Consider the following 11125-nt stretch of genomic DNA (forward strand, 5'->3'; position numbering starts at 1 on the left):
GCGCTGAACAAAACCGCAGCTCACACGCATGACCGCAAGCGCGCGGACTTTACCCCCGGACACCGGTGCTGTACCCCCCGGGCTGACGACGCGACCGAGGGGAACGGACCGCACCACCTCAGGAACCGCCGCCGCTGAGACTGACCCAGCCACCCGAGGGAACCGCGCTAGTTTCCCTGAGGTTGCCGAGGCCCGCCGGAGGCCCGGCCCTTCACCATCGCCTTTGACTTTGATCTTGCTCTGGCCCTTTGCCCTTGCTCCGACTTGCTGGAGTTGAAGAGGCCTGAGGTGGGGCGGGGTTGTGAACGCGGAAACTGTCAGCCGAGTTGCATACCCGCCGCCACGAACCCCGAACCGGTACAACTATGACCGAAGGCCGTAAAAAGCTTCTAACCTACACCCCAACCGCAACCAGGCTCACAACACCAGCCACCAACAGATCCCGCCCGGCGACCAGCGCGTCACGAACTCCGTCACGAACTTCGTCACGAACAACCGGGCAAAGCATGCCCGACACGGCAGTTGTCCACGGCGCGGGCGTCCCCGAAGCGTTTGGTCAGTCCGGCGGTGTGAACGGCCGGGTCGGATGGTGGATTCATGAACGACGATCCCCTCGCGAGGTGCGGCGGCGGCCCGCGGCCGAGCTGTAAAGGTGACAGCGCTGTCACGTTAAACCCGTGGAGTAAACTAAGCAACCGTGTCACCTTTAGCCCCCGGGCCTGGACCCCGGCGACGCCGCGCCGACGCTGTCCACAACACCCAGGCGATCCTCGACGCGGCCAGTGCCGTGCTCAGTGAGCGGCCGGACGCGAGCCTGGCCGTGGTCGCCGAGGTCGCGGGGATCAGCCGCAAGACGTTGTACGCGCACTTCCCCTCTCGCGAACTGCTCATCAATGCCCTGATCGAGCGGGCCGCGGCACGCGTGGTGGCGGCTTTGGACGCGGCGGATTTGGAAAGCGGCCCCGCGGACGCGGCGTTGGTGCGGCTGATGGAGGCCGGCTGGGCGGGCATGGACGCCGATCCGTTCCTGCTGCACCTGGCCACGCCGCCGGTGAGCCCCGAGCAGGACCGCGAGCGGCATGCCCCGATCCTGGAACGCCTGCGAGCGGTGATCGAACGGGGGAGGCGCGAGGGGGACGTCGCCCCGGACCTGCCGATCGGCTGGGTCCTGACCGCGGTGCTGGCCCTCGGGCATGCCGCCGGAGAGGAAGTGCGTGCCGGCCGCATGACCTCGACGGAGGCGATCGAGACGTTGCGCCTCAGCATCCCGCGCCTGGTCCGCCCGATGCCACCGGGGCGGCGCGACCGGTGATGAGGGTGTGTCGAACTGGTCTTGCCTGACTCCCGATCGTTCCGGCTTACTTTGCCTTCAAGTGCGTGGTCAGGCGTGACAGAAGCGGCAGTGCCGCCTCTAGGGTCTGGCGCTCATCGGAGCTGAGGGCGTCGCTGATCGCGGCGCCTAGCGAGGCTGCTCGCCGTAGGCGCTCCTCGGCCAAGCGGTCTCTTCCCGCCGGGGTGAGGTGGAGTAGCAGCTTGCGTCCGTCGCTGGGGTGGGCTTCGGCGTGCACCAGGTCCTGAGCCAGGAGTTCTTTGACCGCCTTGGCGGTTGACTGGTGGCTGACTCCTCGCTGTTGCGCGACGTCGGCGGTGGTCAGCGGGCCGTCGCGGTCCAGGTAGCCCAGGACGGCGGCCTCGCCGGGGGGCATCGTGTCGGCGGTGCGGACAGTTCGTACAAGCTCTCCGATCGCCAGGCGGAGGTCTTCGGCCAGCTGATAGTCGTCCATCGGGCCAGCCTACGGGTAGTTGCCAGCCAGGCTGTACAACTTGGGTGCACATTTATACAATTAGACTGTACAGTTTGGTTGTAGAAAATGCGTCAGTACGGAGAGGACCCACACTGTGAAGCTGACCAAGCACACTCATGCCTGCGTGACCGTTGAGAAGAACGGCACCCGCCTGGTCATCGACCCCGGCACGTTCACCCCGGACGCGGCGGACGCCCTCGCCCAGGCCCACGCTGTCCTGATCACCCATGAGCACTTCGACCACTTCGATGAAAGGGCCGTCGCGGCCGCTCTCCAAGCTCAGCCCGACTTGCGGGTCTTCGGCACCGCCTCGGTCGCGGCCACCCTCGGCAGCCACGGCGGTCGCGTCCAAGCCGTCGCCGCGGGGGACACCTTCACCGTCGGCGCCATCACCGCGGCCGTCCACGGCGACCGCCACGCGCTGATCCACCCCGACATCCCGTGCCCCGACAACGTCGGCTACCTCCTCGAAGGCGGAGCGTTGTACCACCCTGGCGACGCCTACTTCGTGCCCGACGCCCCCGTGCGCACTCTCCTGCTGCCGACCAGCGGCCCATGGACCAAGCTCGGCGAAGCCGCCGACTACGTCCGCGCGGTCAAGCCCGAACGCGTCATCCAGATCCACGAGCTCATGCTCAGCGACCTCGGCCGGCACTCCACCGCCAACCTCCTCGGCGAGAAGGGCTTGACCGGGATCCCGATCGAGCTCGTCGAGCCCGGTATCGACGTCCAGCTGTAACCGCCCGACATCGGCGATCACATCGATGGCGACAGCGGCGATGGCGGCAGCGGCGACGGCGGTGTTCACATCGGCCACGCTGGCGCGCCGAGCGCGGGTCAGAGAGTGAAGGCTGAAGCGCGACGTCGCAGCGTCGCAGCCGCGGTGGCGGCCGGATAGCCGAGGCGGGCCACGAAGAATGTCCTGCCAGGTAGGCCGAAGCGCTGTTGGAGCTCGATACAGAGGTCTTCATGTTGCGTCAGGATGCTGAGCGGATGGAGGGCCAGGCCTGCTCGGGTGGCGGTGAGCCAGTAGTCGGCGAGCCACATCCCGGCGCTGAGGAGGTCGGAGGCGGTCGGAACGTCCATCGGCAGGCCGGCGGCCGTGATCACGGGGGTGGTCCGTACGGTCCGCGCGAGCTGACTGCCCAGGTAGCGGTCGAAGCCCAGTCGGCACAGGCGCGGGAGCACGGCGGGATTCAGCGCGACGCGCGCCAGCAGTCGGCGGGGCGGAGACACGGCGCCGAAGATCTGGCTGGGGGTGAAGCCGTCTGGGCGTGCTGCGGCGTCCTTGGCGGTCCAGCGGAAGTACGAGTGGGTCTCGCGCCAGGCTGCGTCGTCACTGAAGTCCCTGCCCGCGTGGTCGGCGATGAGGGTCGCGAAGCGCCGCAGCTCCACCGGCGATCGCAGGTGCCGGACCGTCACCCCCGGTCGGGCGCTCGTGTCCCGGGCTGTGGGGGACAGGTTGGCCAGTTCGTGCAGGGCCTCCGGTGCGACGGCCAGGTCACGGTAGGGGGCGCGGTTGGTGCGCCTGGCGGCTGCCGTGGCGCGGAGCTCGGCGAGATCGGTGGACGGCGGGACACCGGTCCGGTTCAGGACGGCCAGGCTGAGCAGGTGCCAGTTGCGCGGCCAGCCGGCGTCGGCCGCGGCTCGGTGCGCGGCTTCAGGACCGAGGTGGTGGACCGCTGTCGGCAGCCAGCCCTGGGCGGCCAGTGCACGCAGCAGGAGATGCCAGTAGCTACCGCAGCTGAGGTGCATTTCGGCGGAGTGTGCGGGGAGCGCGCTGAGGCTGCGGTCGGTGTCCTGGGCGAGGGCGAGGTAGATGCTGTCTGTGCCGGTGCTCCTGTCTGTGCCCCCGGCGCTGTCCTTGCCCGCGCTGGTGTCGTCGCGGCCGCGGAGTAGTTCGTACGCCAAGGCCTTCGCCCTGTCGCTCTTCAGCCAGGCGTGGCCCCAGGGCTGACAGTTGTGCGACGAGGGGCTGAGGTTCGCGATGGCCGCGGCCTCGTCAAGGGCTTGCTGGAAGGAGGGTTCTGCCGACAGGAGGAAGCCGTCGGGGCGGAGGGGGACAGGGACGCGTGGTGGTTGTGGCCCGGTGCGGTTCACTGTGGGTCTCCCTTATCGCCAGACGAGTGCCAGGGAATAGCCGGAGATCTGGTGCGCGATGCCATGCGACGGGTAGGCGCTTGAAGCAGTGCGGCTGCGCAGTGTCGGCCCGGGCCGCCAGGAGAAGTGATCGTTGGGGAGCCACTCGGTGAGCACCACCTCGCGGCTGTCGATGCGCAGGCCGAATCCGAAATGTTTGAGTACTGCCTCCTTGCAGGCCCAGTGCAAGGTGGCCGGGATCGAGCTGAGTCGCCCGCCGGGGTCGCCTGTAGGTCGGGACTCGTCCAGCACCTGCGTCAGCAGCGGGCTGACGTCTCGGCCGCACTCCAGGTCGATGCCGAGGGTGCCGGAACCACACGCGGCGATTGCGAAGTCACCCGAGTGGGACAGGCTGATCTCCACAGGCGCATTGACGAACGGCTTGCCCGCGCGCGGCCCGGATTCCACCGCGCGGACCTCGATCGCCGAGGTCTCGGCGGCCTGGCCGTACTCGCGGTTCAGATGGGTGGTGACGGCGTGCTTGACCGCGAGTCGCCCGGCCAGCCATTCGATTCTGCGGCCCTCCCGGGTGAAGGCGCCAGCTCGCTCCCGTTCCCGAGGCGTGAGGTGACGGTGGCTCAGTTCGGCTCGGACCGATTCCCCGCGGGCGCGCAGCGATGCGATGGACACCACGGCGAGCGTGGGCAGGTCCGGGACGCAGGCCAGGTGCAGCGGGTGGGCCGGGTCCAGGACTAGCTGGTGTCGCAGGTCCGGTCCGTCGTTCAGGCGCGTCGCACCCTGCGCGACGGCGGCGGTCACCGTTTGTCCACTGGTGGCAGCAGGAAGGGATAGACCCGGCGGCGTACTCGGCGTTGCCAGAACCGGTCCGCTTTGCGGAGCCGCTGGATCAGCTCCCACATCCGGGCGTCGCCGCGATAGTAGGCGGCGACTTCGTCAGCGGTAAGGGGCTGTTCGAGTCGGGCGTTGGCCTGCTCGACGAAGCGGGGGATCAGTTCGTCGAGTCGTTCTTTGATCAGGTTGCCGAGGAAGTCCAGGACCACGCCGCGGAGTGTGTAGAACTTGTCGAAGATGGAGCTACCGACTGCCATGCGGACCGGGTTGCGGAGCAGCCAGGGCAGCGAGGTGAAGAAGAGCCGCACGTCCAGAAGCTCGCCTCCTCGCGCGTCTCGCAGAAGTGGCGTAGTCACATCCAGGTAGTGCAGCCGGCCGTCGAGGTCGATCCAGTTCGAGGCCTGTGCGTCGAGCCCCAGGCTGGGGGTGACCGTCTGCTCGATGTGGTCGAGGAAGCGCGAGAAGAAGTCATCGGCCCATTGCTCACCTTCGCTGTGCAGGAGGGTGGAGCACAGGCGCTTGGAAGGCAGTGCTTGTTGGAGGCAGTAGGCGACGACTCGACCGTCGGGCAGCGTCATGTGCCACATGGCCGTCTCGGCGACGTGCAGACCGCGCTCGTGCAGGAGTCGCAGGTAGGTGTCCAGTGAGGAGCGGAAGCGCTCAAGCCGCTTGCCGTCCGGGAAGACGGGCAGACGTTTGCAGGCGAACGAGCCGTGTTCGGTCTCCCGGCGGAGCACGAGGGTGACCTCGCCGTAGCCGAGGACGTCGAGAGATCCCTGATCGCCGGCGGCCAGGGCGGCCTGCACATCCGCTTCGAGGGCGGCTAGTTCGCGGGCGGGTACCACGAGGCTCATTCGTGCCTGCCGTCAGTTCTCTTCGGTACTGAACCGTGCCCGCAGCGCGCGCGTGAATCGCCAGGCCCGGTACGAGGGGTAGGCCAGGCCGACGGCGAGGACGGCGGTCTTCCGGCCCGATCGGCGGGCGGGCGAGTCAGCCGCCTGCGCGGCGGATGCGTTCTCCGGGTCGTCGTCGTGCGTGGCCGGGCGGAGCAGGCCGGTATCGGCCAGCATGGGGATGGCCCGGGGCAGTACGACTGCGGTGGCGGCTCCGGCGCAGGAGGCGGCGAGCAGGCGCCGCAGGCTGGTCTGGGATGTCATGGCCTGGCTCCGTTCGTGGGCGGTCGTGTGGTGGACGCGCACGTCGTTGCCGATCGCGTGCCACCGAGACGGGTCCACCGTCGCACGCGGCTTTGACAGAGCGCTTACCGCTTCCTTTCACCGCCGGACGTTGGTCGGCGCTGTTCGCGGGCGGTCAAGAACTTGAAAGCGTTCGGTCAGCCTCGGCTGCGACAGTGATTGCCATGGCTGTCGGGCCGACGCGGCTCGTAAGGAACGCATCCCCCTCGTGGCACCAGACCACGACGGTAGGGCTCCGCTGATGTCCACTCGGAGGTAACCGATGACAAGGTCGGCACATCTCGCCGGTATCGGTAGCTTCCTGCCGTCGTGCCGGGTGCCCAACGCACAACTGGCAGCTCGGATGGACACCTCGGACGAGTGGATCAGGACCCGTACCGGGATCCGGCAGCGGTACTTCGCCGAACCGGGCACGACCACGTCGGACCTGGCCGCCGAGGCCGGAGCGCGGGCGATGAAGTCGGCGGGTCTGGCCGAGGTGGGCGCCGTGGTGCTGGCGACCACCACCCCGGACCGGCCGTGCCCCGCCACGGCACCGGTGGTCGCGGCCAAGCTGGGCCTGGCCGGCTGTCCGGCGTTCGACGTGCAGGCGGTGTGCACCGGTTTCGTGTACGCGCTCGCCACCGCCTGTGGGCTGCTCGCCATGGGCTGCGTCGACACGGTCCTGGTGATCGGCGCCGAGACGTTCTCGACGATCCTCAACCCCGCGGACCGCGCGACCTCCGTCATCTTCGGCGACGGCGCCGGGGCGATGGTGCTGCGTTCCGGCCATACCGCCGGCAACGGTGCGGTCGGCCCGTTCGACTTGGGCAGCGACGGCACCGGCCGGGACCTGATCACCGTGCGCGCCGGTGGCGCCGAGCAACGTCGCAGCGGCCTGGCACCCGCTCCCGGCGACGAGTACTTCTCCATGGCCGGCCGCGAGGTGTTCCGGCAGGCGGTCGAGCACATGGCCCAGTCCGCCCGGGCGGTACTCGGCCACGTGGGCTGGCAGGCCGGGGACGTCGATTGGCTGGCCTGTCACCAGGCGAACCTGCGGATCCTGGTCAGGCTCGCCGACGTCCTGGGCATCCCCGAGGCCCGAGTACTCGCCAACATCGCAGAGGTCGGCAACACCTCGGCGGCCTCCATCCCGCTGGCCATCGACCAGGCCTACCAGGCCGGGCGGTTCAAGGCCGGCGACCGACTCCTGCTGTCCGCCTTCGGCGGCGGACTCACCTGGGGCTCCACCGTGCTCACCTGGCCCGACCTCACCCATCCGTGACCATGTCCGCCCGGCTTCGTCCACGACCGGGCATCCGACCGCACGACTAGGAGCAGGCTATGTCTGACTTGACGTACGAAACCCTCGTCGCACTCCTCGTGGAGAAGTTCGAGGTCCTTCCCGAGCTGATCCGACCCGGTGTCACCTTCGCGGACCTCGAGGTCGACTCGCTGTTCCTGGTGGAACTGCTGCTCGTGGTCGAGCGCGAAGTGCAGGCCGCCATCCCCGATGACGCGATCAACGCGCAGGACACGTTGGAGCGCGCCGTGGACATCGTCCGCGAGCACGTGGCCACAGCGGGTACGAGGTGACAGCCCCGGGTTCGCAGCCGGAGATCGCCGTGACCGGGATCGGACTGGTCACCTCGGCCGGGATCGGTGTGCAGGCGAGCTGGCAGGGGGTGTGTGCGGGCATCTCCACCGCGCGGCGCGATCCGAATCTGGCCGGCCTTCCCGTCGACATCTCGTGCACCGTCCCGGGATTCGACCCGGGCAGGCACGTCGGTCGCCGCAGCAGCCTGATCCACGACCGGTTCGTCCAGCTGGCCGTCACCGCGGCCCGGGAAGCGGTGGCCGACGCCGGGCTCGACCCACACACCTGGGACGGGGCACGGGTCGGCATCGTCATCGGCTGCGGGGTCGGTGGCGTCGCGACCGGTGAGGCCCAACTGCGCACCAGCCTGGAGAGCGGCCCGCGGGCGGTGTCGGCGTTGCTCATCCCGATGATGGTGCCGAACATGGTGGCCGGCCACCTCGGTATCGAGCTGCGTGCCACCGGCCCCAACCTGGTCACCGCCACGGCCTGCGCCTCGGGCGCGACGGCGATCGGGACCGCGATGCAGCTGCTCGGCGACCGGAGTTGCGATGTCGTGGTCGCGGGCGGTTCCGAGGCGGCGGTCACTCCGCTGATCACCACCGGGTTCGCGCAGATGGGCGCGCTGTCCACGAAAACGGACGACCCGGCGGCCGCGTCCCGTCCCTTCGACGCCGCCCGTGACGGCTTCGTGATCGCCGAAGGCAGCGGCATCCTGGTCCTGGAGCGGGCATCCGATGCCCGCGCGCGCCGGGCCGGGATCCGTGCCACCATCGCCGGCTTCGGCGCTTCGGCCGACGCCCACCACATGACCACGCCGGATCCGGACGGCAAGGGCGCCCGGCAGGCGCTGCTGACCGCGCTGGCCCGGGCCGGCGTGGCACCGGACGAGGTCGAGCACGTCAACGCGCACGGCACGTCGACCCCGTTGAACGACGCGGCCGAGGGCCGCATGCTGCGCGCGGTGCTCGGCGACCGGGCCGCGGTGACGTCCACCAAGGGTGTGGTCGGCCACGCCCTCGGCGCCGCCGGCGCGATCGAGGCGGCCTTCACGGCGCTGGCGCTGCAGACCGGGACCATCCCGCCGACGGCCAACTTGGAAGCCCTCGACCCGGGGATCGACCTGGACGTCGTCGCCAAGGAGCCCCGCCGCCGGCCCATCGAGGTGGCCGTGAGCAACTCGTTCGGGTTCGGCGGCCAGAACGCGGTGCTGGTTCTCACCCGCGCCTAGACCGCGCCTAGACAGTGCCGGGCACCACGTCCCGGCTGGGCAACAACCATTGAGGATGTCATGACCACCCAGCAGTCACTGATGCGTTACATCGCGGACACCTGGATGGACGGGGACTCGACCGGCCTGGAGGCGGATTCCAACCTGGTCGAGCTCAACGTCATCGACTCGGCGGCGATCTTCGACCTCGTCCACCACCTGCAGGTCGCCTACCAGATCAAGGTCCCGCTCCACGAGGTCACCCCCGACAATTTCCGCACCGTCACGGCGATCGCCGCTTTGGTGGACCAGCTGCGCGGAATCCAGCTCGAACGGGAACTCGCGTGATGACCCAGCAGCTGAACTCCGCCCTCAGGCCCTCCCACACCACCGGGACGGTGCAGGATCAGGTCCTTGACGTCGTCGCCGCGCGCACGCTGTACCAGCGGGAACAGCTGCCCCTGGAAGCACACCTCGAAGGCGAGCTGGGCATCGATTCCGTAGTGCTGGAGTCGATCGCGGTGGCGTTGCGCACGCGCTTCGGACTGGACGAGCAGACGCTGCGCTCGGACATGGTCACCGTGCAGGACCTGGTCGACGCGGTCGTCGGTTTCTCGGACACGGCGCCCGCACTTGTACCGGCACCGGCCCGGCCGGTCGACTCCGTGGCACACACCGCCGCGGCACCCGCATCCGTGGCGCACCGGCCGTCGGATCCACGCTCGCAGATCCGCGAGGCGGTCATCGCCGTCACCATGTCGCACACCCACTACCAGCGCGAAGATCTGGATCCGGACGCGGACCTCGAGAGCGATCTCGGTGTCGACTCGGTGGTGCTGGCTTCGATCACCGCGGAGGTCCGCCAGAGGCTGCCCTTCGTGGGCGAGGCTCCGTCCGCGCTGGATGCCACGACCTTGCGTGAGTTGTGCGACCGGTTGGACCCGGACCCGGACTCGGCGACGCCGACATCGACGCCGACGGTGCCGGAGCGGCGGCCGGCACCCGCCCCCGCACGGACTTCCCAGATCCGGCGCCTCGTCTCGGACGAAACAGCACCCTGGGACACGAGATCGATGAAGGACTTCGCCGAGGAGCGTGACCCGGACCTGTTCGCCAAGGCGCGTAGCTTCGCCTCCTACCACCGGGGCCGGCAGGCCGAGCAGCTCCACTGGTACGGCATGCCGCTCCAGTCGCGCTGCGAGAACCGCGCCGTGATCCACGACGAACTCACCGGCCGGACCCGCGAGTTCCTGATGTTCGCGTCCAACAACTATCTGGGGCTGGCCAACCACCCCAAGGTCATCGACGCGATCAGCGACGCCACCAGGGTGTACGGGGCCACCAACACCGGCTGTCGCCTCATCGGCGGCACCAACGTGCTGCACAAGGAGCTCGAGCGGCGCCTGGCGGCGTTCAAACAGCGCCCGGCCGCGATCGTGTTCCCCGGCGGCTATTCGGCGAACCTGGGGGTCATCTCCGCGCTGGTCAAGAGCTACGACGCCGCGGTGGTCGACAAGTTGAACCACATGAGCATCGTCGACGGGTGCCGGCTGTCCGGCGGTCAGCGCCGCATATACCGGCACAACGACATGGACGACCTCGAACGGGTGCTCAAGCGCTGCGGTGATCAGGCGCAGGGCCGGCTCATCGTCACCGACGGCGTGTTCAGCATGCACGGCGACGTGTGCGACCTGCCCGGGATCGTCCGACTCGCGGAGCAGTACGGTGCCCGCGTCCTGGTGGACGACGCGCACGCGACCGGCGTGCTCGGCGCGACCGGCTCCGGCACGGCGGAGCACTTCGGCCTCAAGGGCCGCGTCGACCTGGAACTGGGCACGATGAGCAAGACGCTGGCCGGCATGGGCGGCTTCGTCGTGGGCGACGAGGACGTCATCGAGTACCTGCGCTTCTACGCCAACTCCTACGTGTTCGCCGCGACCATCCCCGCGGGCGTCGCGGCGGGCCTGATCGCCGCGATCGACGTGATCGAGAACGAGCCGGAGCGCCTGGCCCGCCTTTGGTCCAACATCCGCACCCTGCGCCGCAACCTTGTCGAGGCGGGGTTCGACCTGGAGAACTCCGACAGCGCCATCCTGCCGGTCGTCATCGGCGACGAGCGCAAGACGATGGAGATGGGGCGTGCGGTCCGGGCGCGAGGCCTCTTCTGCCAGACGGTGGTCTACCCGGGTGTCCCCGTGGGCGATGCCCGGCTGCGGATCAGTGTCACGTCCGAGCACACCCCCGAGGACCTCGACGAGGCCGCGAACATCTTCGTCGAGGCCGGCCGTGAGACCGGTGTACTGCCCTCGCGCGGCCAAGCCCATCGACCCGCCGTCACCGATCGTTCGGTCGCCACCGATCCGTCGGACCGCTGGGCGACCGGCGCCGATCAGGCCAGGTGGTGACC

General features: G+C 69.3%; 12 protein-coding genes. 7 read left to right on the forward strand and 5 right to left on the reverse strand.

Annotated features, from left to right (window positions below; translation table 11 throughout):
- The first annotated feature begins 697 nt into the window (after nt 1-697).
- Complete coding sequence (locus tag KGQ19_RS16735; RefSeq protein WP_212010092.1) at nt 698-1312, forward strand: TetR/AcrR family transcriptional regulator; 615 nt, start codon at nt 698-700, stop codon at nt 1310-1312.
- 46 nt (nt 1313-1358) lie between these two features.
- On the opposite strand, the gene KGQ19_RS16740 is transcribed toward KGQ19_RS16735, so the two are convergent.
- Nucleotides 1359-1784, reverse strand: a complete 426-nt coding sequence (locus KGQ19_RS16740; protein WP_212010093.1) for a MarR family winged helix-turn-helix transcriptional regulator — start codon at nt 1782-1784, stop codon at nt 1359-1361.
- A gap of 115 nt (nt 1785-1899) precedes the next feature.
- On the opposite strand from KGQ19_RS16740, the gene KGQ19_RS16745 reads away from it, so the two are divergent.
- Complete coding sequence (locus KGQ19_RS16745; protein ID WP_212010094.1) at nt 1900-2544, forward strand: MBL fold metallo-hydrolase; 645 nt, start codon at nt 1900-1902, stop codon at nt 2542-2544.
- 98 nt (nt 2545-2642) lie between these two features.
- Here KGQ19_RS16745 and KGQ19_RS16750 read toward each other — a convergent pair whose 3' ends face one another.
- Genes KGQ19_RS16750 through KGQ19_RS16765 form a run of 4 tightly spaced genes read right to left on the reverse strand, consistent with a single transcriptional unit; the run spans nt 2643 to nt 5893 of the window.
- On the reverse strand, nt 2643-3905 hold the full coding sequence (locus KGQ19_RS16750) for a nitroreductase family protein (RefSeq protein WP_212010095.1): 1263 nt from the start codon (nt 3903-3905) through the stop codon (nt 2643-2645).
- Nucleotides 3906-3917: 12 nt separating this feature from the next.
- Nucleotides 3918-4703 carry a 4'-phosphopantetheinyl transferase family protein gene (locus KGQ19_RS16755; RefSeq protein WP_212010096.1) on the reverse strand — a complete coding sequence of 262 codons (786 nt, stop codon included), beginning with the start codon at nt 4701-4703 and terminating at the stop codon, nt 3918-3920.
- Nucleotides 4700-5590, reverse strand: a complete 891-nt coding sequence (locus KGQ19_RS16760; RefSeq protein ID WP_212010097.1) for a DUF6206 family protein — start codon at nt 5588-5590, stop codon at nt 4700-4702. Before KGQ19_RS16760 ends, KGQ19_RS16755 begins: the two co-directional genes overlap by 4 nt.
- 12 nt (nt 5591-5602) lie before the next feature.
- Nucleotides 5603-5893: a hypothetical protein gene (locus KGQ19_RS16765; protein WP_212010098.1), complete on the reverse strand. Its 291-nt coding sequence runs from the start codon at nt 5891-5893 to the stop codon at nt 5603-5605.
- A gap of 301 nt (nt 5894-6194) precedes the next feature.
- Between KGQ19_RS16765 and KGQ19_RS16770 the strand changes: the two genes are divergently transcribed.
- The 5 genes from KGQ19_RS16770 to KGQ19_RS16790 are packed head-to-tail and all read left to right on the forward strand — an operon-like array spanning nt 6195 to nt 11123.
- Nucleotides 6195-7196 carry a beta-ketoacyl-ACP synthase III gene (locus tag KGQ19_RS16770; protein WP_212010099.1) on the forward strand — a complete coding sequence of 334 codons (1002 nt, stop codon included), beginning with the start codon at nt 6195-6197 and terminating at the stop codon, nt 7194-7196.
- Nucleotides 7197-7255: 59 nt separating this feature from the next.
- The gene (locus KGQ19_RS16775; protein WP_212010100.1) at nt 7256-7507 is read left to right on the forward strand and encodes a phosphopantetheine-binding protein; all 252 of its coding nucleotides are present in this window, start codon (nt 7256-7258) and stop codon (nt 7505-7507) included.
- Nucleotides 7508-7530: 23 nt separating this feature from the next.
- On the forward strand, nt 7531-8739 hold the full coding sequence (locus tag KGQ19_RS16780) for a beta-ketoacyl-[acyl-carrier-protein] synthase family protein (protein WP_368862111.1): 1209 nt from the start codon (nt 7531-7533) through the stop codon (nt 8737-8739).
- A 60-nt stretch (nt 8740-8799) separates the two neighbouring features.
- Nucleotides 8800-9066 (forward strand): acyl carrier protein, encoded by a 267-nt coding sequence (locus KGQ19_RS16785; RefSeq protein WP_212010102.1) that lies wholly within the window; start codon nt 8800-8802, stop codon nt 9064-9066.
- Nucleotides 9066-11123 (forward strand): aminotransferase class I/II-fold pyridoxal phosphate-dependent enzyme, encoded by a 2058-nt coding sequence (locus KGQ19_RS16790; RefSeq protein ID WP_212010103.1) that lies wholly within the window; start codon nt 9066-9068, stop codon nt 11121-11123. Before KGQ19_RS16785 ends, KGQ19_RS16790 begins: the two co-directional genes overlap by 1 nt.
- Nucleotides 11124-11125: the final 2 nt, after the last annotated feature.

The sequence above is a fragment of the Catenulispora pinistramenti genome (genome assembly GCF_018274385.1).
Taxonomy (GTDB): Bacteria; Actinomycetota; Actinomycetes; order Streptomycetales; family Catenulisporaceae; genus Catenulispora; species Catenulispora pinistramenti.